This is a genomic window from Brevundimonas sp. R86498, assembly GCF_044598075.1.
Classification (GTDB): Bacteria; Pseudomonadota; Alphaproteobacteria; order Caulobacterales; family Caulobacteraceae; genus Brevundimonas.
The window spans coordinates 2,943,796-2,966,792 of record NZ_CP139004.1 but is presented as its reverse complement, the minus strand read 5'-3'; the positions used below and the strand labels follow the sequence as shown (position 1 = coordinate 2,966,792).

Annotated in this window: 27 protein-coding genes; 6 read left to right on the top strand and 21 right to left on the bottom strand. The window is 70.0% G+C overall.

What is annotated here, in order from left to right; all coding sequences use genetic code 11:
* Window positions 1-74 precede the first annotated feature (74 nt).
* The 3 genes from SJY26_RS14630 to xseA form a co-directional block, all read right to left on the bottom strand.
* Entirely contained in the window at window positions 75-917 is an 843-nt protein-coding gene (locus SJY26_RS14630) for a M23 family metallopeptidase (protein WP_396593733.1), read from the bottom strand.
* Entirely contained in the window at window positions 917-1,111 is a 195-nt protein-coding gene (locus SJY26_RS14625; protein ID WP_396593732.1) for a DUF2093 domain-containing protein, read from the bottom strand. Before SJY26_RS14625 ends, SJY26_RS14630 begins: the two co-directional genes overlap by 1 nt.
* Before the next feature lie 62 nt (window positions 1,112-1,173).
* Entirely contained in the window at window positions 1,174-2,769 is a 1,596-nt protein-coding gene (gene xseA, locus SJY26_RS14620; RefSeq protein ID WP_396593731.1) for an exodeoxyribonuclease VII large subunit, read from the bottom strand.
* Window positions 2,770-3,004: 235 nt separating this feature from the next.
* Between xseA and SJY26_RS14615 the strand changes: the two genes are divergently transcribed.
* Genes SJY26_RS14615 through SJY26_RS14605 form a run of 3 tightly spaced genes read left to right on the top strand, consistent with a single transcriptional unit; the run spans window position 3,005 to window position 4,991 of the window.
* Entirely contained in the window at window positions 3,005-3,433 is a 429-nt protein-coding gene (locus tag SJY26_RS14615) for a hypothetical protein (protein WP_396593730.1), read from the top strand.
* A gap of 58 nt (window positions 3,434-3,491) precedes the next feature.
* Window positions 3,492-4,769 (top strand): phosphoribosylamine--glycine ligase, encoded by a 1,278-nt coding sequence (gene purD, locus SJY26_RS14610; RefSeq protein WP_396593729.1) that lies wholly within the window; start codon window positions 3,492-3,494, stop codon window positions 4,767-4,769.
* A gap of 21 nt (window positions 4,770-4,790) precedes the next feature.
* Window positions 4,791-4,991: a CopG family transcriptional regulator gene (locus tag SJY26_RS14605; RefSeq protein ID WP_396593728.1), complete on the top strand. Its 201-nt coding sequence runs from the start codon at window positions 4,791-4,793 to the stop codon at window positions 4,989-4,991.
* A gap of 267 nt (window positions 4,992-5,258) precedes the next feature.
* On the opposite strand, the gene SJY26_RS14600 is transcribed toward SJY26_RS14605, so the two are convergent.
* The gene (locus tag SJY26_RS14600; RefSeq protein ID WP_396593727.1) at window positions 5,259-5,930 is read right to left on the bottom strand and encodes a murein L,D-transpeptidase catalytic domain-containing protein; all 672 of its coding nucleotides are present in this window, start codon (window positions 5,928-5,930) and stop codon (window positions 5,259-5,261) included.
* A gap of 125 nt (window positions 5,931-6,055) precedes the next feature.
* Between SJY26_RS14600 and SJY26_RS14595 the strand changes: the two genes are divergently transcribed.
* Window positions 6,056-7,372, top strand: coding sequence for an amidohydrolase family protein (locus tag SJY26_RS14595; protein ID WP_396593726.1), 1,317 nt, complete (start codon window positions 6,056-6,058; stop codon window positions 7,370-7,372).
* Here SJY26_RS14595 and lpxK read toward each other — a convergent pair.
* From lpxK to SJY26_RS14570, 5 genes are read right to left on the bottom strand one after another with little or no spacing between them, the layout of a single operon-like run.
* The gene (lpxK, locus tag SJY26_RS14590) at window positions 7,357-8,364 is read right to left on the bottom strand and encodes a tetraacyldisaccharide 4'-kinase (protein ID WP_396593725.1); all 1,008 of its coding nucleotides are present in this window, start codon (window positions 8,362-8,364) and stop codon (window positions 7,357-7,359) included. The two genes, SJY26_RS14595 and lpxK, sit on opposite strands and share 16 nt — an antisense overlap.
* On the bottom strand, window positions 8,361-9,653 hold the full coding sequence (locus SJY26_RS14585) for a 3-deoxy-D-manno-octulosonic acid transferase (protein ID WP_396593724.1): 1,293 nt from the start codon (window positions 9,651-9,653) through the stop codon (window positions 8,361-8,363). Before SJY26_RS14585 ends, lpxK begins: the two co-directional genes overlap by 4 nt.
* Window positions 9,650-10,336 (bottom strand): lysophospholipid acyltransferase family protein, encoded by a 687-nt coding sequence (locus SJY26_RS14580; RefSeq protein WP_396593723.1) that lies wholly within the window; start codon window positions 10,334-10,336, stop codon window positions 9,650-9,652. The genes SJY26_RS14585 and SJY26_RS14580 overlap by 4 nt, the downstream gene beginning before the upstream one ends.
* A gap of 1 nt (window position 10,337) precedes the next feature.
* On the bottom strand, window positions 10,338-12,167 hold the full coding sequence (locus tag SJY26_RS14575) for an ABC transporter ATP-binding protein (RefSeq protein WP_396593722.1): 1,830 nt from the start codon (window positions 12,165-12,167) through the stop codon (window positions 10,338-10,340).
* 39 nt (window positions 12,168-12,206) lie between these two features.
* Window positions 12,207-12,761 carry a hypothetical protein gene (locus tag SJY26_RS14570; protein ID WP_396593721.1) on the bottom strand — a complete coding sequence of 185 codons (555 nt, stop codon included), beginning with the start codon at window positions 12,759-12,761 and terminating at the stop codon, window positions 12,207-12,209.
* A gap of 83 nt (window positions 12,762-12,844) precedes the next feature.
* Between SJY26_RS14570 and SJY26_RS14565 the strand changes: the two genes are divergently transcribed.
* Window positions 12,845-13,510, top strand: a complete 666-nt coding sequence (locus SJY26_RS14565; RefSeq protein WP_396593720.1) for a protein tyrosine phosphatase — start codon at window positions 12,845-12,847, stop codon at window positions 13,508-13,510.
* 3 nt (window positions 13,511-13,513) lie between these two features.
* Here SJY26_RS14565 and SJY26_RS14560 read toward each other — a convergent pair whose 3' ends face one another.
* The 3 genes from SJY26_RS14560 to SJY26_RS14550 all read right to left on the bottom strand — a co-directional run bounded on the left by SJY26_RS14560 (window position 13,514) and on the right by SJY26_RS14550 (window position 14,260).
* Window positions 13,514-13,747: a hypothetical protein gene (locus SJY26_RS14560; RefSeq protein WP_396593719.1), complete on the bottom strand. Its 234-nt coding sequence runs from the start codon at window positions 13,745-13,747 to the stop codon at window positions 13,514-13,516.
* Window positions 13,744-13,932, bottom strand: coding sequence for a hypothetical protein (locus tag SJY26_RS14555; RefSeq protein WP_396593718.1), 189 nt, complete (start codon window positions 13,930-13,932; stop codon window positions 13,744-13,746). Before SJY26_RS14555 ends, SJY26_RS14560 begins: the two co-directional genes overlap by 4 nt.
* Window positions 13,933-14,014: 82 nt before the next feature.
* The gene (locus SJY26_RS14550) at window positions 14,015-14,260 is read right to left on the bottom strand and encodes a DUF4170 domain-containing protein (RefSeq protein ID WP_396593717.1); all 246 of its coding nucleotides are present in this window, start codon (window positions 14,258-14,260) and stop codon (window positions 14,015-14,017) included.
* A 110-nt stretch (window positions 14,261-14,370) separates the two neighbouring features.
* Here SJY26_RS14550 and SJY26_RS14545 point away from each other — a divergent pair, with 110 nt between their 5' ends.
* Window positions 14,371-14,625, top strand: a complete 255-nt coding sequence (locus SJY26_RS14545; RefSeq protein ID WP_396593716.1) for a hypothetical protein — start codon at window positions 14,371-14,373, stop codon at window positions 14,623-14,625.
* Here the strand turns inward: SJY26_RS14545 and SJY26_RS14540 are convergent.
* From SJY26_RS14540 to SJY26_RS14500, 9 genes are all read right to left on the bottom strand, one after another.
* On the bottom strand, window positions 14,622-15,431 hold the full coding sequence (locus SJY26_RS14540) for a 3'(2'),5'-bisphosphate nucleotidase CysQ (RefSeq protein ID WP_396593715.1): 810 nt from the start codon (window positions 15,429-15,431) through the stop codon (window positions 14,622-14,624). The two genes, SJY26_RS14545 and SJY26_RS14540, sit on opposite strands and share 4 nt — an antisense overlap.
* Window positions 15,428-16,774, bottom strand: coding sequence for a TldD/PmbA family protein (locus SJY26_RS14535; protein ID WP_396593714.1), 1,347 nt, complete (start codon window positions 16,772-16,774; stop codon window positions 15,428-15,430). Before SJY26_RS14535 ends, SJY26_RS14540 begins: the two co-directional genes overlap by 4 nt.
* Before the next feature lie 98 nt (window positions 16,775-16,872).
* A complete protein-coding gene (locus tag SJY26_RS14530; RefSeq protein ID WP_396593713.1) occupies window positions 16,873-17,634 on the bottom strand; it encodes a class I SAM-dependent methyltransferase in 762 nt (253 codons plus the stop codon).
* A gap of 115 nt (window positions 17,635-17,749) precedes the next feature.
* A complete protein-coding gene (locus SJY26_RS14525) occupies window positions 17,750-18,172 on the bottom strand; it encodes an MAPEG family protein (protein WP_396593712.1) in 423 nt (140 codons plus the stop codon).
* Window positions 18,173-18,174: 2 nt separating this feature from the next.
* The gene (locus SJY26_RS14520) at window positions 18,175-20,004 is read right to left on the bottom strand and encodes a M14 family metallopeptidase (protein ID WP_396593711.1); all 1,830 of its coding nucleotides are present in this window, start codon (window positions 20,002-20,004) and stop codon (window positions 18,175-18,177) included.
* Between the two features lie 47 nt (window positions 20,005-20,051).
* Window positions 20,052-20,669 carry a hypothetical protein gene (locus SJY26_RS14515; RefSeq protein ID WP_396593710.1) on the bottom strand — a complete coding sequence of 206 codons (618 nt, stop codon included), beginning with the start codon at window positions 20,667-20,669 and terminating at the stop codon, window positions 20,052-20,054.
* A 65-nt stretch (window positions 20,670-20,734) separates the two neighbouring features.
* Complete coding sequence (locus SJY26_RS14510) at window positions 20,735-21,052, bottom strand: type II toxin-antitoxin system PemK/MazF family toxin (protein ID WP_396593709.1); 318 nt, start codon at window positions 21,050-21,052, stop codon at window positions 20,735-20,737.
* A complete protein-coding gene (locus SJY26_RS14505) occupies window positions 21,049-21,381 on the bottom strand; it encodes an AbrB/MazE/SpoVT family DNA-binding domain-containing protein (RefSeq protein WP_396593708.1) in 333 nt (110 codons plus the stop codon). The genes SJY26_RS14510 and SJY26_RS14505 overlap by 4 nt, the downstream gene beginning before the upstream one ends.
* Window positions 21,382-21,423: 42 nt before the next feature.
* Window positions 21,424-22,953 (bottom strand): UbiD family decarboxylase, encoded by a 1,530-nt coding sequence (locus tag SJY26_RS14500; RefSeq protein WP_396593707.1) that lies wholly within the window; start codon window positions 22,951-22,953, stop codon window positions 21,424-21,426.
* Between the last annotated feature and the right edge of the window lie 44 nt (window positions 22,954-22,997).

The following is a 22,997-nucleotide window of genomic DNA, read 5'->3' as shown; positions in this document are numbered from 1 at the left end:
GGCGGTCAAGGGGCGGACCCTAGGGTCAAACGAAACCCGGGTCCATGGCACAGATATCGGCGTGAGCCAGGAAATCAGGCCGGTGCCGACTGGCCAACCAGGAGGGAGGGGTCAAGATTGCGGTCACGCCAGCGCAGGCGCCAGCACAGATGCGGTCCGGTGGCGCGTCCCGTCATCCCGACCTGGCCGATGACCTCGCGCTGACGGACCCTCTGACCCGGCAGAACATCGATCCGGGACTGATGCAGACAGGCGCTGATCAGACCCTGGCCATGGTCGATCAGGGTCAGACCACCCTCAAAATGCAGGCCGGAACGGGCAAGGGTCACAAGGCCATCAGCCGGCGCGCGGATCGGGGTCCCGGCCGGGGCCGCAAGGTCGATGCCATAGTGCGGGCGGGCCGGGGTGCCGTTCAGGACGCGTTGCGCCCCCCAGGCGCTGCTGATCCGGAACGTCTCGAGCGGCCAGACGAAGCCGGTGCGAAAGTCATCGGTGTCGGCGCGGCTGGCGAAAGCCTCTATTTTCAGGGCGCTTTCCTGCCGGATCCGCTCGAGCAGGGCAGGATCGCCGGGTGCCACGGTCGAGGGGGGCAGGCCATCAATCCGTGTCGAGGCGAACTGGCCCGGGCGGATGGTCAGCCGACGGCGGGCGATCTGGCGGCCGTGCTTCACCTCCAACTGGACCGAGGCCGGCGCATCCCGGTCAAAGCCGACGAAAAACAGTCCGGCGGCTGAGGCGATCGTCAGAGCCTCTCCGTCGACGAAGACCATCGCCCCTGGCCAGGTCCGGCCCATGGTGAAACCGCCCTGGACGCGGGTTCCGCGCAGCAGAAGCCCGTCGTCACGGGCTGTCGCCCCGGTCGCGCCGGTCAGGGACGCGGCACCGACCCCCAGGATCAGGGCGCGCCGCGTGGACATCACCCCTCGACCATCCGGGACAGGGCCTCGGCCGGGCCGGCGTAGGCCTCCTGGCGTTCGGCCGACCAGTAGCGGAGCGTCTCCAGAGAGATACCCCGGCCGCTGACGGCGCACAGGACGAAGGGACCGGGCTTGAGAACGACGAATTCTCCGTCGCCGTAGTGGAGGGTCGCGGGGATCGGGACTGTGGTCATGATCGGGGCAGAATAGCCGCAGAGCGGGCGTCATCGCCACCCTCTGCTGCGCGATCATGGCTTCAAAACAGATCGCCCTGGCGGACCGGGGCGGGTTTCGCCTTCGGGGCCGGTCGGGGCCGCGCCGGGCCTTCGCCCTCGATGCGGGCCCCGCGCTGGCCGTCGGGGAAGGTGAGGCTGACCCCCTGGCCCGGCGACAGCTGGGCGGCCGAGGTGATCATGGTGCCCGTCTCGTCGTCGATGCGCGCGAAGCCGGGTTTGGGTCGCCTGGGATCGAGGGTGGCGAGGGCCCGGGCGAGGGCGGCGAGGCGGGTGGTGGCGCGCTCCAGCGCCTGGGGCACCGGCCGCTCCAGCCGCGCCGACACGCCCTCCAGCCGGGCGGCCCGCTGGTCCAGCCGACGATGGATAGGATCCAGGCTGAGCCGGCCGGCGACGCGCAGCAGGCGGCGTTCGTGGGCGGCGGCGTTGGCCCCGAGCCCTGCGGCCAACCGGGCGGACTGGCCCTCCAGCCGCGCGACACGCTGTTCGACGGCCCGGTCCAGCAGGGCCGGGGTGAAGCGGCCTCCGATCGCGATCAGCCGGCGGTGGTGGTGGTCCGTATTGCGGTTGAGGCCCGAGGCGAGGCGGCTGGAGGCGTGATCGAGCCGCTGCTGGGCCATGGCGACCAGTTCCTCGGGACGGGCGGGCAGGCCCCGGGCGACGGCGCGCAGGCGAACGCGGCGGTCTTCCAGCAACCGGGCCCCGGCGCGGTCGAGTCGACGCTCCAGATCGGTGACGAAGGCGCGCAGGTCGGCCAGCACGGGGGTGGCGAGCTCGGCGGCCCCGGTGGGGGTGGGGGCGCGGCGATCCGAGACGAAGTCGATCAGGGTGGTGTCGGTCTCGTGCCCGACCGCCGAGATGATCGGGATCCGGGCGGCGGCGACGGTGCGGGCCAGGCCTTCGTCATTGAAGCACCAGAGATCCTCGACCGAGCCGCCGCCGCGGGCGACGATCAACAGATCGGGCCGGGGGATGGTACCGTCGGCGCCCAGGGCGTCGAAGCCCCGGATGGCGGCCGAGACCTGGCCGCAGGCGGCGTCGCCCTGGACCACCACGGGCCAGACGATGACCCGGCAGGGCCAGCGCTCCGAGATGCGGTGCAGGATGTCGCGAATGACCGCCCCTGTCGGGCTCGTGATCACGCCGATGGTGCGCGGATAGAGGGGCAGGGGGCGCTTGCGGGCCGGATCAAACAGGCCTTCGCCCGACAGTTTCACCTTCAGCCGTTCGAGCTGGGCCAGCAGTGCCCCGGCCCCGGCCGCCTCCATTGATTCGATGACGATCTGGTAGGAGGAGCGGGCCGGGTAGGAGGTGATCTTGCCGGTGACGATGACCTCCAGCCCCGTCTCCGGCTGGACGCCGAGGCCGCGGGCGGAGCCCTTCCAGACCACGCCGTCTATGGCCGACTTGTCGTCCTTCAGCGTCAGATAGATGTGGCCCGAGGCGTGGCGGTTGACCTTGGACACCTCGCCCCGAAGCCGGACGTGGCCGAACCGGTCCTCCAGCGTGCGTTTGAGGGCGAAGGACAGTTCCGAGATGGACAGGGGCGGGTTGTTGTCGCGCGGGGCGGCTTCGGGCCCGGGGCCGGCCGATCCGGCGAAGACATAGTCGTCACTCATCGGGGGATCGTAGCCCGCGTCGCGCGCTTCGGGAACGGCTGTCGAGCGGAGCCGTTGCGGACCCATGCCCCGACCCGAGCCCCGTCGCGATGACACACCCGATCCGAAGCAGACGGATCTGTCTCGCCGCGCGGGGACGTCTCCGGTCGGCATCTGGACGATTGTCCTTCTGATCCTCCTCGGCGGGGCGGCGGTCTACGTCGTCTCCGCCCTCCTCTGACCCTGAAAGAACCCCATGACCCGACTCTTTCTGATTCCCGCCCTGTCGCTTGGCCTGATCGGGGCCGCCTGTTCCGATGCGCCTGACGCGGTCGAGGCCACCTCGCCCGGCGCAGCACCGGCAGAGGTGAGCGACAACCGGGCCATGACCGCGGCGACCTCCGCCGCCCTCGCTCTGGGCATGACGCGCGAGCAGCTTGAGGATGCCGACCTCCTGTCGCCGGCCCCCGGGTTCGCGGATCTGGGCGATGTCGAGACCCTGGTTCTGGATGGGACCGGACAGGTCACCGGACTGGTGATCGATCTGGAGGGCAGCGATGTTGATGTGGTCCTGCCAATTGAACAGGTGACCTCGGTGCGTCGCGAGAATGACGTCGATCTGGTGACACCCCTGGGCCAGGCGCAGCTGCAAGCGATGCCGGCCTATACCGGACCCGCCACTTGACGGGCTGAAATCGGCGGCGGGCCTTGACCGGCCCGCCGCGCGCGGCCATTCCGCGCCCATGGATATCCTGCTGGTCGGCTCGGGGGGGCGTGAGCACGCCCTCGCCTGGAAAATGCGTCAGTCACCGCTGGTCGACCGGCTGTTCTGCGCGCCCGGAAACCCCGGGATCGCCCGGGTGGCTGAGTGCGTCCCGGACGTCCGGGCGGATGATGCCCAGGGCCTGGCCAGGCTGGCGCGCGAACTGAAAGTCGGGCTGGTCGTGGTGGGGCCCGAGGTCGCCCTGGAGTCGGGACTCGCCGACCTGCTGAATGCGGCCGGCATTCCCTGTTTCGGACCCAGCGCCAAGGCGGCGCAGCTGGAGACCTCCAAGGCCTTCTCGAAGGCGTTTCTGGCCCGGCACGAAATTCCGACGGCCCACTACGGGGTCTATGACCGGGTCGCCGATGCCAAGGCGGCCCTGGGGGTCTTCCGGCCGCCCTATGTGATCAAGGCCGACGGACTGGCGGCCGGCAAGGGGGTGGCGATCAGCCCCGACCGGGCCGACGCCGAGGCCGAAATCGAGCGGATGCTCGGCGGCCGGTTCGGGGCCGCCGGGGCGCGGGTGGTGATCGAGGAGTTCATGGAAGGCGAGGAGGGCTCGCTGTTCGCCCTGTGCGACGGCCAGCGGGCCGTCCTGTTCGGCGGGGCGCAGGATCACAAGCGGGCCTTCGACGGCGACATGGGTCCCAACACCGGCGGCATGGGGGCCTATTCGCCCGCCCCGGTGTTCGACGAGGCCCTGGTCACGGCGGCCGACCGTGACATCGTGCAGCCGACCCTGAAGGCCATGGCGGCCGAGGGGGCTCCCTATCGAGGGGTGCTCTACGCCGGGCTGATGGCCACCGCCGAGGGTCCGAAGGTGGTGGAGTTCAACGCCCGTTTCGGCGACCCCGAATGCCAGGTGCTGATGATGCGGATGGCGGGGGATATCGTCCCCTATCTGCTGGCGTGCGCCCGCGGCGACGTCTCGCGTCTGCCGGCACCGGAGTTCCGGCCCGAGACGGTGATCTGTGTGGTCATGGCGGCGCGGGGCTATCCCGACAGCCCGATCGAGGGATCGATCATCCGCGGGGCCGATCAGGATTTCGGTCCCGATGTGCAGGTCTTTCACGCCGGGACGCGGCGTCGGGATGACGGCACGCTGGTGGCGGCCGGCGGTCGGGTGCTGAGCGTCTGCGCGGCCGGGGCCGATATCGTGGAGGCGCGCGAGCGGGCCTATGCAGCAGTCCGCAAGATCGACTGGCCGGGCGGGTTCAACCGGACGGACATCGGCTGGCGCGCGCTGGAGCGGGATTGAGGGTTGTGATAGGGTTCCGCCATGGGAAAGCCTGCGGTTGAACCTGAAGACGACGAGCCGGGGATCTTCGATATCCCGGATGAGGCGGCGGATGAGGCGTCGACTCTAAGGGGTCTGGCCGATTTCGAGGCCGGTCGGGTGATCAGCCATGAGGCGGTCAGTCGTTGGCTGCTGTCGCTGGGGTCCGACAATCCCCTCCCCAGACCGAAATGCGGCGAGTAGTCTGGTCTGAAGAAGCAACCGAGAACGCCGAGGCGATCTTCGCCTATGTGGCAGGCCACAGCGTGAAAGCAGCCATCCGGCTCAATAGCAGACTGGTGGAAACGGCAGCCGGCCTCGCTGAACTGCCGGACAGGGGGCAGGTCCTGGCGAGGATCTGTTCGAGACGTGCTGGTGATACGCCCGTACATCATCCGCTACGTCGTCACCGACGAGGAGGTCCGGATCCTGAAGATCCGCCATGGAGCCCAACGCCCCGAACGCTGAGCCTCAGGCCCAGGCGAACAGGAGGCGGCCCTCGCCCATGCGCTCGCGCAGCATCGGCAGGTCGGTGTGGGCGGTCGAGAAACAGCCATAGCTGCGGCCCAGCTTGCCTTCGCGGGCGAGGAAGTCGGGATCGGCGTAGTCCGCGCCATGGACGATGATGGCGCGTTCGCGGGCGAGATTGTTAGAATATTCGAGGCCGTCGAGCAGGATGTTGGGCCCCTGTTGCGGGCCCCAACCGGCCCCGGCGGTAGCGAAGGCCCCGACCGAGGACATGTAGCTTTCGGGCGTGTTGGAGAAGGTACGGGCAAAACCGGAGTGGGCGGGATCCGAACCCCGGCCATGGGTGGTGCGGAAGGCGGTGACCCGGCCGCCGATCAGATCGACCTCGAACAGGCGCTCCTCGCCGGAGAATTTCTCGAAATCGACGAGGTACATGCGGTCGCGCAGGGGGATGCGCTGATGGTGGACGTCCAGGGCGGCCATGGCCCGGCTCATCAGTTCGGGACGGACCAGTCGGCCGGGATCAAGCGGCGGAGGGATGACCTGCGGGACGGCAGCGAGAGTCGGGGGAGCCGGGATTTCGGCGATGACAATCGGCAGGGGTTTCGGTGCCGTGGCGCAGCCGGCAACCATGGCCGCCCCGCCCAGGATCAATCCCCGTCTCGATAGTCGCATGCGACGCCCTTCCAACGGTTTGCCGAAGTCACGGGTTGTTTCACAAATCCGATCCCCGGTTCAAGCGCAGGCTTGGCCGCAGGCCGGGGAGGGCTATGGTGAAGCAGTCTATCAGGGAGAGGTTTATGAAGTTCGTTGCAGTGGCGGTCGCCGCGATTCTGGCTGCGGCCAGTCCTTCGCAGGCGCAGCAAAGCCCCGCCTCACAGGCTTTTCCCGGAAACGGGGAAACCACGTTCGTTCAGGCGGGGCGGCTTCTGGCGGACCCGGCCAGTGGAATTGTGCTGCGCGATAAAACTCTCGTGATCGTCGGGAACCGGGTCACCGAAATCCGCGACGGCTTCGTCGGCGAGGGGCGGGTGTTGGATCTGCGCGACTCCTTCGTGCTGCCTGGGCTGATCGACAGCCATGTCCATCTGACCTCCCAGCAGAGCCCGACGGGCCGGCTGGACGCGGTGACGCGGGATGCTGCCGACAGCGCCATGATCGGGGCCGGGTTCGCACGCAAGACGCTGATGGCCGGCTTCACCACCGTGGCCGATCTGGGCGGCGCGAATGATGCCGTCTTCGCCCTGAGGGACGGGATCCGGCGCGGCGATGTGGTCGGTCCGCGCGTCCTGGCGTCGGGGTCGTCGGTGTCGATCCACGGCGGGCACGGGGATGCCAACGGCTATCGCGAGGACATCCTGCACGTCCTGTCGTCGGAGAGCGTCTGCTCCGGGCCCGAGGACTGCATGCGGGCGGTCCGGACCCAGGTGCGGTCGGGGGCCGACATCATCAAGATCACGGCTACAGGCGGGGTGCTGTCGAACACGGCGGCGGGTCTGGCGCAGCAGTTCACCGAGGGCGAGCTGGCCGCCATCGTCGAGGTGGCCCACCGCATGGGGCGGCAGGTGACGGCGCACGCCCATGGTGTGGACGGAATCAACGCCTTCCTGAGGGCGGGTGGCGACTCCATCGAGCACGGGACCTATCTGGACGACGAGTTGATCCGGCTGTTCCGGCGCGAGGGGGTCTACCTGGTGCCGACCCTGCTGGCCGGTGATTTCGTCGCCCGGGTGGCGGCGAGTCCGGAGAATTTCTTCACCCCGGCCCAGTCGGCCAAGGCGCTGGAGGCCGGGCCGAAGATGCTGGGAATGGCGACGCGGGCGCATGAGGGGGGCGTGCGCATCGCCTTCGGCACGGACTCGGGCGTGTCGGCCCACGGCGACAACGCCCAGGAGTTCGCCCTGCTGGTGCGGGCGGGGCTGACGCCGTTGGAAGCCATCCAGGCGGCGACGGTGGTGGCGGCGGAGCATCTGCAGATCGCCGGCGAGGCGGGACGGATCGCGCCGGGCATGCCGGCCGACCTCGTCGCGGTCGAGGGTGACCCTCTGGCCGATGTGACCGTGCTGGAAGACATGGCCTTCGTGATGAAGGACGGGGTGGTCTACCGGGCCGACTGAGCCAGCAGGGTCGCAAAGCCCGCCTCGTCCTCGAAGCGGGCGACGACGGGCCATGAAGCGATGCGGGTGCGCCAGTCGACCGGCAGGCGCACCCAGTCCTTGTCCGTCGTGACCAGACCGGCGTCGAAGACGGCGGCGCGGTCGGCGAGGAAGGCGAGATCGCGGGGGCTGTAGCCCGCGTGGTCGGGGAAGGGCGCGAAATCGACGAGGTCGCAGCCGGCGGCCTTGAGCGCCCGCTCGACCTTCCACGGCTTGGCGATGCCGGCGAAGCCGACCTGGGGGCCGGGCGGGGGCGGGCCGGCGGGCTGCAGCCGGGCGATGAAGGTCGGCAGGGCCGCGAACAGGGCCAGCAACTCCGGATCGGCCTCGGGGGCGTCGGCGGCGAGCATCACCACGACGGCGTCGGCGCGGTCCAGGCCGGCGGCGAGGGGCTCGCGCATGGGGCCGGAGGGGAAGACCGATCCGTCGCCGAAGGGCCATTCGTCCTCGCGGGTCTCGCCGTCGACGACGATCAGGCTGAGGGTCTTGGTCAGGGCCGGGTTCTGGTGGGCGTCGTCCAGCACGAGGGCCCGGGCTCCGGCCGCGACGGCGGCCCGGGCTCCGGCGACGCGGTCGCGGGCGATCCAGGCGGGGGCGTCGCCCGCCAGCATCAGGGGCTCGTCGCCCACGTCGGCGGCATCATGGGTGGCCGGATCGACGCGCAGCGGACCCTCCAGCCGGCCGCCATAGCCGCGGGACAGGGCGTGGGCCTCGACGCCCTGTCGCCGGAGCAGGCGCAGGACCTCACGCGCCACGGGGGTCTTGCCGGACCCCCCGACGGTCAGATTGCCGATCGAGATCACCGGCACGCCGACGTCGACGGGGACGGCCCGGGCAAGACGGCGGGCGGTAGCGGCGGCCCAGATCCACGAGACGGGCTTCAGGAGCGTGCGGGCGACGCGGCCGTGCCGGCCGTGGCGCTCGTACCACCAGCGGGGGGTGGAGAGCTTCATCGGCGGCCTGCTCGCGGTGCGGGCGGGAGCAGGGGCGTGAGGGCCGCCCACAGGCGGTCCAGCCCGGCTCCGGCATCGGCGGCGGCGCTGCGGGCACGCTCGCCCATCAGGCGGGCCACGGCGGGATCGTCCAGCAGGCGGGAGATCACGGCGGGCAGATCGTCCGGGGTGCGCACCTGCACCAGACCGCCGGCGGCCACGAGGGCGGCGGTGACGGTCTGCCAGTTGGAGGCGTCCGGGCCGGTCACGGCGGGACGGCCGAGGCGCGCGGGCTCCAGCGGATTGTGCCCGCCCCACGGCTCTCGCCCCAGACAGGAGCCGAAGGACCCGCCCATGACGACGACATCGGCCAGACGCAGGAACAGGCCCAGTTCGCCCAGGGTGTCGGCGATGTGGATGCCCTCGCCGCCGGGGACCGCCCCGAGCGAGCGGAGCGTCACGGCGTGCCCGTCGCGGGACAGGCTGTCGGCGATCGCGGGGCCACGCTCCGGATGGCGGGGCACGAGGATGAGGGCGAGGCGCCCGACCAGGGGGGCGAGGGCGCGGACGATCGCCTGTTCCTCACCCTCGTGGGTCGAGGCGGCGACCACAACCGGCCGGTCGCCGATGGCGGCGCTGAGGCCGGTGAAGGCAGTGGCGTCATGGGGCAGGGGCGCGCCGGAGAGCTTGAGATTGACCTCCCCATCCACCCCGGCCCCGAGGGCCCGCAGACGGTCGGCCGAGGTCGCGTCCTGCGGCATGACAAGGGCGAAGGCGTCCAGAACGGTGCGGGCCGAGGCGGGGAAGCGGGCCCAGCCGGCGGCGGTCTTTTCAGTGATCCGCGCGCTGACGAGGGCCAGGGGAATAGACCGGTCACGCGCGGCGAGGATCAGGTTCGGCCAGAGCTCGCTCTCGACGAAGACGCCGAGAGTGGGCTGCCAATGGTCGAGGAAGGCGGCGACGGCGGCCGGGCCATCGACCGGGGCGAACTGGTGGATGACGCCGGGCGGCAGGCGCCGGGCCAGAAGGTCGGCGGAGGTCAGGGTGCCGGAGGTGACAAGGACGGTCAGGTCGGGGCGGCCGGCGCGGACCCGCTCGACCACGGGCAGGAGGGACAGGGTCTCGCCGACGCTGACGCCGTGCAGCCAGACGAGGTCGCCGGGCGGGCGGGTCAGACGGGCAACGCCGAGCCGTTCATCGACCCGGACCGGATCTTCCTTGCCCTGTTTGACCCGGGCGTCGAGCAGGCGCGGGACGAGCGGCTCCAGCGCGCGGGTCAGCAGGCGGTAGGCGAGGAGTGGAAGGGTCACAGCCGCTCCAGACCCGTGATCGCATCGGCCCGCGCCTCGACGGCGGTCAGGCGGTCGGTCCATGGGCCGGTCACGTCGCCAAGGTCGGCCCCCTCGGGATAACGGGCCAGATCATAGACGATGGCCCCCCGGCCGAAGGGCAGGGGCAGGAGGGCGCGGTCCCAGCTGTTCAGCCGGACGGCGGGATTGCAGCTCATGCCGATGAACAGGACGGGCGCGCCGGACATCCGGGCCATCAGGGGCAGGCCCTCGGCCATGACACGCACCGGACCGCGCGGGCCGTCGGGGGTGATGGCCAGGGCACCGACCTTCAGCTGTTTCAGCCCGTCGCGCAGGGCCCGGGACCCGCCCTTGGCGGCGTCGGCCTTGTCCTTGTTGGCCGAGGAGCCGCGCACGGCGGGAAAGCCCTGCAGCGCGACGGCGCGGGCGATGAACTGGCCGTCAGGGCTGAGGGAAATCAGGGCCTTGGCGGGCTGGGCTTCGTCAAGGGGCCAGCAGGCGGGGCTGAGCCCGATGCGCGAATGCCAGAAGACGCACAGGACCCCGCCGCCGGCCGCCCAGACCGCCTCGGCGTGCTCGCGGCCCTCCCAGGTCCAGCGGATGGTGGCGAAACAGAACCGCATCCAGGCCGCGAGCAGCGAGGACAGGACGATCTGGACAGCGGGGATGCGGAGCGGCCTCACCTCAGGCGACCGTGGCCACAGAGGGCAGGCCGTCCAGCGACTGGGCCCGGGCGAGGCGGCTGTAGAGACCACCCTGCTTCACCAGGGCGTCATGGGTGCCGCTTTCGACGATGCGGCCGGCCTCGAGCACCAGAATGCGGTCGGCGTGGCGGACGGTGGACAGTCTGTGGGCGATCATCAAGGTTGACCGGCCGGCCATGAGCCGCTCCAGGGCGGCCTGGACGAGGGCCTCGCTCTCCGTGTCCAGGGCCGAGGTGGCCTCGTCCAGCAGCAGGATCGGGGCGTCTTTCAGGAAGGCGCGTGCAATGGCGATCCGCTGGCGCTGTCCCCCCGACAGCCGCATGCCGGCCTCGCCCGCCCGGGTCGCATAGCCTTCGGGCAGGGCGGTGATGAAATCATGGGCAGCAGCGGAGCGGGCGGCGGCCTCGATCTGGTCCGGGGTCGCCCCCGGCCGGGCATAGGCGATGTTGGCCGCGATCGTGTCGTCGAACAGGAAGGGCTCCTGGGTCACGAGGGCGATGCGGTCGCGCAGGTCGGTCAGGGACAGGTCGCGCAGGTCGGTGCCGTTGATGGTCACCGCGCCGCCGGTCACATCGTAGAAGCGCGGCAGCAGGCTGAGCAGGGTGGATTTGCCGCCCCCGGAGGGGCCGACGAGGGCGACGGTCTCGCCCGGGGCGACGGTCAGGGACACGTCGGACAGGGTCGGGGTGTCGGGTCCGTAGTGGAAGGACACGCGGTCGAAGGCGACGGTCGCGGGGCCGGGGGGCAGGGGCCGCGGCGCGGCGGCTTCGCGGATCTCGGGGTCGATGTCCAGCGCGTCGAACAGGCGGCGGGCGGCGGTCAGGCCCTCGGCCATGACGGTCTGGAGGTTTGTGACCTGGCGCAGGGCCTGGCCGGCCGACATCAACAGGCCGACGTAGGCGACAAAGGCCCCGATCGTGATCTGGTCGTTGCGGGCTTGCGAGCCGGCATAGGCCATGACGGCCGCGACGATGACCATGGCCACGAGGTTGGAGAAGGGGCCGGCAAAGGCGCGGGAGTCGGCGGACTTGATGACATGGCGCTGGCGGCGAGCGACGACCTCGGCCACCCGGTCCTGCTCGGCGGCCTCGCGGTTCTCGATCTTGATCAGCCGGACGCCGTCGAGGTTCTCCATCAGGGCGGTCGACAGATTGCCGGTCTCGACCATGGCCCCGGTGGTGGCCTTGCGCATCCGCTTGCCGAAGCGGCGGAGCACGAACGCGATCACGGGCGCGCCCAGCAGGACGATCAGCGTCAGCCGCCAGTCCAGCCAGGCCATGTACGACAGGACGGCGACCAGGGTCAGGCCGTGCTGCGTGTAGTTGACGACGCCGTTGGTGAAGGCCTCGCGCACCAGATTGGCGTCGAACAGGACGCTGGAGACGAAGGCCCCGGAATGCTGGCTGCGCAGGCGGGCGAGGTCGGCGCGGATCATGGCTCCGAACAGCCGGACCTGGATGTCGCCGACGATGCCGTGACCCAGCCGGTTGACGAGGGCCGCCTGACCGAGGGCTGCCAGGGTGCCGATCAGGGCGACACCGACAATGATGGCGGGGATGGCCACCAGCGCATCTTCGGGGGCCACGACGAACAGGCCGGCCACGGTCACGGGCTGCCCCAGGAACATGCCGTCGATGGCGGGTCGCAGCATCTGCAACACCGTCGCCGTGGTGATGCCGGCGATGGCCGCGCAGACCAGCGACAGGATCAGCGGTGTCCGGCGGGTCGACAGATAGTCGCGCCAGATGCGGCCGATCAGGGAGCGGGAGGGGCTTTCCGCCTGCGGAACGGTCGGGACGGGCGGATGCATCTGCCGCAGGTCGGGTGCTCCGCCCCTCAAGTCAAGGGATCACGCCGCCGGAGGGGGAATGTGGGCGTCGGTGATGACCACGCGTCCGAAGGCGTCGATGAGCGGTTCGTCGGACGGAAAGCGGGGATAGGACCGGCCGTCGAACGACACCTTGGCCTCATAGGCGGGCGGGCCGCCTCCGCCGGAGACGGTCACGCCGATGTCGGGCAGGCCGTTCGTCGCGGTGGTCAGCACGCGCACCGGGGTGCTGACGCGTGAGACATTACCGACCTGTTCCCAGCCGGTGGCGGTCTGCCGAAGGATCAGCAGGTTGCAGCCGCCTGTGCCGCACCAGTTCATGCCCACGAGATAGACGAGCGCGATGCGGCCCTCGCCCTCACCGGCGAATTTGATGCCCATGCGGGTCGAGGCGGCCTCCTCGCCGAGGATGGCCGCAATCACGCGTCCGATCTCGGCGTTGCCCGCCGGACCCGCAGGCGGAACGGGCGCGACGGGGCCCGCTGCCTCGCCGGGTGCAGCGGGGGGCGCGTCCGCCGGCGCGCAGCCGGCGAGCGCGAGAGGCGCGAGGAGCAGGGCGAGGAGAAACAGGCGCATCAGGGACACTCTGCCGAGGGATCGGTTCGCGGATGATCCTGCACGGGATGACGGCGGCTGGCGACCCCACTATGTCTGCCCCCATGTCACGATTTGATGTGAGCACGGAGGCCGGGCGGCGCGCGGCCGAGCGGGACTTCTTCTGGAACGACCACGCCTTCCTGCGGCTGGCGTTTTCGAACGCCCACTGGCTGGGGCCCGACCTGGTGCGCACCAACCAGCCATCACCGCGCCAGCTGGAAGGCTGGGCTCGGCGGGGCATCCGGACGGTCATCAACCTGCGCGGACAGCGGGACGAGGGCTATTACTGGCTGGAGAAGGCGGCCTGCGAGCGGCTGGGCCTGACCCTGATTGATGCCCCGCTGGATTCGCGGGACCCGCCCGGCAAGGACCGTGTGCGGCGGGCGCGGGACCTGTTCGCCAGCATCGAATACCCGGCCCTGATCCACTGCAAGTCGGGGGCGGACCGCGCCGGGCTGATGGCGGTCTTCTATCGCCACTTCCACCTCGGGGAGCCGATTTCGGCGGCGATGCGGGAGCTGTCGAAGAAATACCTGCACAGCCGCGAGGGCCTGACCGGGGTGCTGGACCATTTCCTCGAGACCTATGTGCGCGAGGTCGAGCCGACCGGCGTCGGCTTCATGGACTGGGTCGAGAGCGACGCCTATGACCCGCAGGCGATGCGGCGCGAGTTCCGGGCCAACTGGTGGGGCACGCTGCTGACCGAGCGCCTGCTGCGCCGGGAGTAGGCCTCAACCCCAGGGGCCGCGCGGGCCCTGATCGGCGTCGGTCGCGTCGGTCGACGGGGTCTTTGAGATGCCCTGTTCGGCGTCGCGCGCGGCCTTGCGGTCGGCTTCCCACTGTCTGAACCAGCGGGCGTAGCCGCGCTGGCGGCCGAGAACGATCAGCCAGAGGGCGAGGGTGGCGAGCAGGCCCACAAGGCCGGCGATCTGGGCCGTATCGAGGGTTGTTCCGAACAGGGTCATGAGCGAGGCTCCGAAGGGTGTGGCGGGGACGGTGCGGGTGGGGCCTGATCCGAGACGGGGTCCGGCCAGGCCGTGTCCTGATCGGCCCCGGGTGCCGGGAGCCTGCCTGTCGGGTGCCGGGTGGCGAAGGCGACAATGGCCACGCCCAGCGCCAGCAGGCCAAGCACGATCAGGGTGGGGGCCATGGGTCGCTCCTTTGCACGCACACTGGGCGGGTTGAGCGCCTGTGTCGCCGCGACGGTTCCGCGCCGCGACCATAGGCTGCGGTCAGACGTCGCCGCGGGGGTCGATCATCCGGTGCGCATGAAGGATGAAGTAGCGCATGTGGGCATTGTCGACCGTGGCCTGGGCGCGGGCCTTCCAGGCCGCCTTGGCCTCGGCATAGTTGCCGAAAGCCCCGACGAACTCGACCTTGGACAGGTCGCGGAAGACGGGGGCGTCGAGGTGGCGCAGCTCGCCGCCGATGACGAGATGCAGCAGCTGGGGGTCGGCGGTGTTGGGGGCGTCGGTCATGGGCGGGCCTTCCGGGCGGCGGGGGGTGTCTATTGCGCCAGCGGGATAGGCGCACGGGGCACCGGGATCAAGGATTTGGCGGCTGATCCGGATTCTGGCATAATCGGAAGATGAGCGACGAGCCGGACAATCTGGTGCTTGTGTTCCTGAGGCGGATCGACGCCAAGGTCGATGCGCTCGCTTTTGAGGTGCGGGAACTGAAGGATCGGGTCTCCGCCGTTGAATTGGGTTTGGCGGCCGTTCGCAGGGAGATTGCGGGGCTCGCCGAAGCGGACGCCCGGCTCCAGATTTCGTTTGACCGTATGCGGGACGACATTGGCAGGATCCAGCGGCGCCTGGATCTCCACGAGGAGCCTGCCGTCTAAACCGCGAGCGGGATCGGTGCCGTGCGGCGCAGGATCAACGGGTGCAGGGCCGGGGCGGAGCAGACCAGGCTGGCCTGACGGGGGTCGGGGCGGTTGAAGACCCACGGTCGACCGTGGTGATCGCTGACCCGGGCCCCCGCCTCGGTGGCGATCAGGGCCCCGGCGCAGACGTCCCAGTCGAACTTGGGCGTGAGGGCGATGGCGGCGTCGAAGGCCCCCGAGGCGACCAGGGCCATCCGGTAGGCGAGGGCGTTGCGCTTCTCGTAGCGCATGGGCGGCCAGGGCTCGGGCCAGTGCGGCCCCTCCATCAGCCGGGCGTCGGCGAGGACCGCGGCGTCGTCCAGGGTGTCGACGTCGGAGGCCGAGATCGGACGGTCGTTCAGGCGGGCCCCGCCGCCGACGGTCGCCTCGAAGGTGTCGTTCATGGAGGGCACATGGATGACGGCGGCGACAGGCTGGCCGTCCTCGACGATGGCGATGGGGACGCACCACCACGGCCGGGCTTTCATGAAGGCGACAGTGCCGTCGATGGGGTCGACCACGAAGATCCGTCGGCGGGTCAGGCGGTTGGGGGTGTCGGGAGTCTCTTCCGACAGCCAGCCATAGTCGGGGCGGGCGGTCAGCAGCATCGACTTCAGCATGGCGTCGACAGCCATGTCAGCATTGGTGACGGGCGAGCCGCCGTCCTTGTGGGTGACGGTCAGGCCCAGGGATCGCTCCTGCTCGGCGAGGACCCCGGCGGCGCGGGCGGCCGCCCGGATCAGGGCGAGGTCGCCGGCCAGGTCGATCGGGCCCGGATCGCTCATTTGCCCGCGATGGCGACGGCGTCGATCAGGAGGGAAGGGGTATTGAAACTGCCGCGGAACTCGAGGTCCGAACCGGGGATCAGCCGGGTCCAGAAGTCGAGCAGATTGCCGGCGACGGTGATCTCGCTGACGGGGTAGGCGATCTCACCGTTCTCGAACCACAGGCCCGAGGCTCCGGCGGACCAGTCGCCGGTGTTGGCATTCAGCGACGGGCCGAACATGCCGGTGACCAGAAGCCCGGTGCCGGCCTGGGCCATCAGGCCCGCCCGATCGGTGTCGCCGGGGGTCAGGTGCAGGTTGTGGGTCGAGACCCCGGCCGGGCCGGCGAGGCCGCGCGAGGCATGGCCGGTGGTCTGCAGGCCCAGCTGGTCGGCCGAGGCGCTGTTGAGCAGCCAGGTGGTCAGGACGCCATCGTCGACAATGGACCGCAGGGCGACGGGCGAGCCCTCGTCGTCAAAGGGAACGGAGCCGAGGCCCCGGACGCGAAAGGGATCGTCGATCAGGCTGAGGCCCGCGGGCAGGATGCGGTCGCCCATCCGGGTCTTGAGGAAGGAGGTGCCGCGCGCGATCGAGGGGCCCGAGATGGCCCCCAGCAGGGGCGACAGGACCTGGGTGGCCATGCGGCGGTCGAAGATCACGGGTGCGGTGGTCGAGGCGATCTTGCGGGGGCCCAGCTTCTCGACGGCGCGACGCCCGGCCTCGGCCCCGATGCCTTGGGGCCCCGGCAGGTCGGACAGCCAGCGGGTCGAGCGGCTTTCGCCGCCGCGCTCCATGGCCCCGTCCTTCTCGGCGATGACTCCCACGCCCAGCGAGAAGCCGGTCGCCTCATAGGCCCCGTCGAAGCCCTCGGAGGTCACCAGCCGCCAGCGGCTGGACGAGGTCGAGGCGTGGCCGCCTTCGGAGCGGGCGACGCCAGGAACGGACAGGGCGACGGCCTCGGTCTCGCGCGCGGCCTGTTCCAGCTCGGCGGCGGTGCGCTCGGACGGGTCGTAAAGGTCGAGGTCCCGGAACGGGCCCCGGGCGAGGCGGTCGGCGGGGATCAGGGCCGCGTGGGGATCCTCGGGCGCGAGCCGGGCCATGGCGACAGCCCGCTCGACCAGACGGGCCCGGGTCGCGGGCGACAGGTCGGAGGCGGAGACGGTCGCCTGCTGGCGGCCGACGAAGACCCGCAGACCCAGATCTCGGCTCTCCTCGCGCTCCACATCCTCGAGCACGCCGTTGCGGACCCCGACGGAGAGGGAGGCGCGTTCCGAGGTGACGGCTTCGGCCGCATCGGCCCCGGCGCGCAGGGCGGCGGCCACGATGTCGTTCAGGATGTCGGTGGGGGGAAGGCTGTCAGGCATGGCCCGATATGGCGGACCCGGGCGCGGGCCGCAACGGCGGGGCCATCCCGGCCTGCGAAACTGTGTCCGGATGGTCCAGGGCCGCCTGGCTGTGACCGTCAGGCGTGACGATAGAGATGGATCACGCCGGCGCTGCCCATGTCGACCGGATCACCGTCGGCTCGCAGTCCGGCCTCGGACGCGAACGGGTCCGGGTCGCCGTGGTAATAGGTCAGTCGCTCGAAGGTCTCCCGGACGCTGCGGGGGCCGTTGACGACGTAGCGAAGGATCAGGTCCATCCTGCCTTCATCGCTGAACGTTCGGCTGTCCACATAGAGCCCGAGGGATTGCCCGTCCGGCGCGCGCTGCAGCAGGACAGGTTTCGTCGGCGGCGGTGGCGCGGCCTCCATCTGCGCCTTGAGGGGCAGGTGGACCGCAGCGACGCCCCCGGGTGCAAGGTGACGGCGGATCGCCCCGAAGGTCCGCGCCCATCGCGGGCCGGGCGGCAGGTGGGACAGGGTGTAGAAGGTGCAAATCACGGCGTCGAAGGTGCGGCCGAGGTCAAAGGCCGTCATATCCGCCTTGACGAACTTCACCCGGTCGGCGACCTCGGTGCCCAGGCGTGCGCGTTTGGTCCGGGCCTGGGCCAGCATGGCCGGCGCGATGTCGAGCCCGGTCACCCGGAAACCGCGCTGTGCCAGGGCCAGCGCAATGCGACCCGTTCCGGCACCGAGTTCAAGCACGGTCCCGCCCGGTGGAGCCAGGCCCGCATAGACATCGATATCGCCCACGATCGACGTGTCGGCCTCGGTCACGAGGTCATAGAAGGCCGTCGAGGCACCCTTGTCGGTGTAGTAGGGCCGAACAGGAGGCTTGCTCACTCGCTATCCATCAGGGCTGGCATCCAGCGTCATATGCGGCGGAGACCATAAAGGGTCTATGGCCGGCCAGCGATGGATGCGGTTGCGACATCGCCGGATTTCCCGGCATTTCAGTTCAGACGTGCGGGAGGCCCACGAAGGCATGGACCACCAGCATCGCCCCTGCCACGCCGAGGGCGGTGAAGGTCAACACCATGCCGAGGACCCGGCCAGCGGTGGGACGCTTCTCCGACAGGCTGACGGCATGGATCAGCCGGCCGACGAACAGCAGGCCGCCCAGACCGTGCAGGGTCCACGCCGGAGCCCCAAGCAGGGTCAGGACGGCGAGCGCCCCGATCCCGGCGGGAATGTACTCAGCGGCGTTGCCGAACACCCGGCCGGCCAGAAGCACCCGGGCGTTGCCGCCGTCGCCCAACAGGACCCTGTTCGCGCGGCGCGCCATAACGACGCGGATCGACAGGAAGACCAGCAGCAGGATCATCAGCCCGCTCCACAGGGCCGCGGCCTGGGCGGAGGTCATGCCGGTGAGGAGGCCCATGGTCAGTTCTCGCGGGCCACCGGATAGAGCCGGTAGCGGTCGTCGTGGAAGGGGGTGCGTTCGTAGAACCAGGCCAGACGCGCGTCGCCGTTGGCGGCGAAGGCGGGATCGGCGGCCAGCTTCGCCTCGAACTCGGCCTTCAGCGCCGGATCGGCGGCCATCATGGCCTCGGCCATCGGGGCGATGGCGTAGCCCTCGATGTATTCGACGCGGCTGAGGACCTCGGGGAACAGGCCCCAGGCGAAGAAGCTCTCGGACGACTGCGGCTCCAGCAGCAGGACGGCGATGTCGCCCAGCGGCTGGTCGGTGGGGACGCGGACGGAACCGGGGACGAAGGTCCAGTCGCGACGCTCGGGGCTGACGTCGGTGACGGTGGCCTGGACGTGGCCCTCATTGGCCCGGGTCGCGAGAACTGGATTGTTCAGGCGGAGCATCTCGACCGTCAGGGTGCGGGGCTCCTCGACGGTCTCCATGGTCAGGCCGTGGATTCGCAGGCGCTCGATCAGGTCCGACCGGTGGGCGGGGACCCAGTAGGCGGTCGGGCGGGCGAGGGTCAGGCCGGGGCGTGACCCGTAGTAGGGCACCTGCCACAGTTCGGGGTCGGGGCGGCCCAGCCAGCGGATCTCGGTACGGCCGGAGGCCGGGCTCTCGTACGTCTCGTACAGCACGCCCTTGAAGGCGCGGGTCTGCTGTGGCGTGGGGTCGGGCTGGAAGTTGGCGAGGATTTCGGCCGGGCGCAGGGCGCTGTCGGCGGCGATGGCGGCGCGGACGGGGGCGACCTGATCGGCCAGGAGGCGCAGCGAGGCCTCCATGAAGACATAGGTGCCGAGCACCCGCTGCTCGAAGGGTTTGAGGCTGTGGTTCTCGATCAGGACGGTCGGGACGCGGGCAGCCGAACCCCAGCCGTTGGAGAACCGCTCGCCCAGACCACCGTCATTCAGGCCGGCGCGGGGGTTCTGGTCGTCGATGCCGAACACCAGCGGGCCCGGGATATGACCCTCCGCTTCCAGTGCGGCGTTGATGGCGGGCTTGAAGGCGTCATCCAGCCAGGCGGAGATGGCCGGCGAGCGGCTGAAGGCCCCGTCCTCGCCGTTGAAGCCGAAGGTGATGTCGTACTGGTAGTCCATGCCGTCGGTGACATGGATGTCCAGATAGAGGTCGGGCTTCAGGCCGTTCACAAAAGTGCGCAGGGCGCGCATCTCGGGCTGGTCCAGCTTGAGATAGTCGCGGTTCAGGTTCTGGTTGGTGGCAGTGTTGCGCCAGCCCTGGATGCGGGGGCCGCGCTGGTTGGGGCGGCTGTAGGGGCCCGACCGCTCGTGGCCGTCGACCGACAGGATGGGGATGAGGACCAGATTGGCGCGGTCGATCAGGTCGCCCTTTGAGCCGAAGGCGATGTCGCGCAGCAGCATCATGCCCGCGTCCTTGCCGTCGATCTCGCCGGGGTGGATGCCGGCCTGGGCCAGGAGGACGGGCTTCGTGGGGTCGAGGGTCGTACCGTCACGCGAGGCGATGACGGCATAGATCGGGCGGCCCTCGGGCGAGGTGCCGAACTGTTCGATGCGGATCAGGTCTGACGCCGCGTCCAGCCGGTCGAACCAGGCGCGGGTGGCGGCATAGTCGGGGCTGAAGTCGAGGGCGGGGTCGCGCTCGAAATCCGTGATCCAGGGGTTGGAGGCGTCGGCCAGCAGGGCGCGGCTGGACCCGTCCCACGCCAGCGCAGGCGGCAGGAAGGGCTGGTCCCAGGGGGCGAAGTTGGAACGCGACTGGGACATGGCGGGACTCGCACTCAGGACAAGGGCGGCCACGGCCGCGAGGAACAGGTGTTGGCGCATGGTCCCTTCGTCGCCGTGCCCGCGCGATCTGGCAAGCCCCGGCCGCATCACAGCGAGGGAGCCCAGGCCCCGGCGGCGAACAGCAGCCAGCCGGCCCGCACCATGTTCCACACCGTATAGGCGAGCAGGATCAGCAGGGCGGCGATGACGATCCGGCGCGAGGGGGCGAAGGCGGCCGTGGCCGTCCCGAGGGCGAAGATGACGACTCCGATCTGGAGCCGCGGTGTCCAGAAGGCGGCCCATTGCGGCTCCACCAGAGCGAGCGCGCCCAGCAGGAGCCAGACCATGGCGTTGGCGGCCAGGACGCAGCCGAACACGACCCGGCGGTGGGCCCAGAAATGGGCGTCGAGATCGATCCGGGTCTTTACCCCTTCCGCCGTCACGCGCGGGAAGGTGATGCTGGCGGCGACATAGAAGGTCGCGGCGATCATCAGGCCGATCAGGAGCAGGACCGGATTGAAGGGGGCGTCGCGGAAGAACCGCCAGGCCTGGTTCCAGAAGGTGGCCAGATCGATGGCGACGAAAAGGGCCAGAAGAGGGGTGAGCCAGCCGAAGCGGACACGGTGCCGCTCATGCAGCAGCCGGGCGAACCCCCCGGTCAGCTCGGCCACCGACAGGCCCAGCAGCAGGCCGTAGAAGCTGAAAAAGAACTCGAACGCGCTCAACCGGCCCCCCGACCGTGGTTTGATGGAGCCTATACACGGTCCCGGGCACCGTCACGCTTCCGTGATCACTCCTCGAACATTTCGCGCAGGGTGGCGAGCAGACCGGTCAGATCTTGCGGCTGAAGCACGCCGATGCGGCGAAGCATGCGTGAGCGATCCACGGAACGCATCTGGTCCGGCAGCAGGCGGCCCACCCGGCCCGCGAAGGTGATCTCCGGGCGATAGCCGGAAGGCAGGCTGCCAGTGGTCATTGGCACGATGACGTGGACCGGCAGGTGGCTCATGTCATCCGGGGAGACGACGACACACGGGCGGGTCTTGCGAAGCTCATGCCCGACAACCGGGTCGAGCCGAACCAGCCAGACATCCCCGCGCCGGATCATTCTGGCCGGGTATCATTGACCGCCAGCGCGGCTTCCAGTTCGGCGATCTCTTCGTCGGTCCAGTCGGGGCCGAGAGCCTCGGGGTCTGTATCGCTGGTCAGATTCGCGTCCAGCCACTCGCGTTCCTCATCGGTCAGGCCGGCGGCGGCGATGCGTCTGGAATCTTCCGCCCAGCCTTCGCGCACGGCCTTCTTCGCCGGGACGATGGTGATCTTGCCCGGTTCATGAACGAATTCGACGGCCCCGCCTTCGCTGACGCCGAGTGCCGCGAGCGCCGATTTCGGCAGGATCACCCCCGACGAGTTACCGATCTTCCGGATCACGGGCATGGGCTCACTCCGTTAGAACGAAGTTATAACACGCCCGACCGCCTATTTCCAGATCGGCGTTCCGTCACCCGGCAGTCCGAGGCGATCCCACATGGACGAGACGCGGTCGATGACCTCGCGGTCCATGCGGATTTCCTCGCCCCATTCGCGCTTTGTCTCGGGCGGCAATTTGTCGGTGGCGTCGAGGCCGATCTTGGAGCCGAGACCGCTCTCGGGAGATGCGAAGTCGAGGTAGTCGATCGGGGTATTCTCGATCAGGGTGATGTCGCGGGCCGGGTCCATCTTGGTGGCCATGGCCCACATGACCTGTTTCCAGTCGCGGGCGTCGATGTCGTCGTCCACGACGATGACCCATTTGGTGTACATGAACTGGCGCAGATAGCTCCAGACGCCCAGCATCACCCGCTTGGCGTGGCCGGGGTAGGCCTTCTTCATCGACACCACGGCGATGCGGTAGGAGCAGCCCTCGGGCGGCAGCCAGAAGTCGGTGATCTCGGGGAACTGGGCCCGCAGCAGGGGGATGAAGACCTCGTTCAGGGCCTCGCCCAGCACGCTGGGCTCGTCCGGCGGACGGCCGGTGAAGGTGGTCAGATAGACGGGGTCTCTACGCATCGTGATCGCGCTGACCTGGAAGACCGGGAAGGTCTCGACCGAGTTATAATAGCCGGTGTGGTCGCCGTAGGGGCCTTCCTCGGCGTGTTCGTTGAGCAGGACGTGCCCCTCCAGCACGATCTCGGCCTGGGCCGGGACCATCAGGGGCACGGTCTTGCAGGCGACCAGCTCGGCCTTGGCCCCGCGCATCAGGCCGGCGAACTGGTATTCCGACAGGGTGTCCGGAACGGGCGTCACGGCGGCCAGGATGGTACCGGGATCGGCCCCCAGGACGACGGCGCAGGGCAGGGGCTCGGTCGGGCGGGCCTTTTTGTGGCGGGCATAGTGTTGCGCTCCGCCGCGGTGGGCCAGCCAGCGCATGATGGCGCGGTCCTTGCCCAGCACCTGCATGCGGTAGATGCCCAGATTGAAGTCGTCCTCGCGGTCGTCCGACGGGCCTTTCGTCACGACCAGACCCCAGGTGATCAGGGGCGCGGGCTCGCCGGGCCAGCAGGTCTGGATGGGAAGTTTGCCGAGGTCGATCCGGTCGCCCTTGAGGACGAGCTCCTGCACCGGGGCGGACTTGACCACCTTCGGCCGCATGGCCAGCACCGACTGGGCGAGGGGGAGCATGTCCATGGCGTCGGACAGGCCGCGCGGCGGGGTCGGGTTCTTGAGGAAGGCCAGCAGCTCGCCGACCTCTCGCAGTTCGGCGGCGGTGGTGCGGGACTTCTTGTCCAGGGTCACGCCCATGGCGACGCGTTTGACGGTGCCGAACAGATTGGCGAGCGCCGGGATCGGGCTGATCGAGCCGTCGGGCATGACCGGCTTCTCGAACAGGACGGCGGGGCCGCCGTTCCGCAGCAGCCGGGTCTGGATCTCGGTCATCTCCAGCACGGTGGAGACGGGCTCGGTCACCCGGACCAGCTCGCCGGCGGCCTCCAGCTGGGCCATGAAGTCGCGCAGGGATTTATAGGCCATGGGTCCGATTAGGACGGGCACGGCGCGCTGTCACCTGTCGCGCG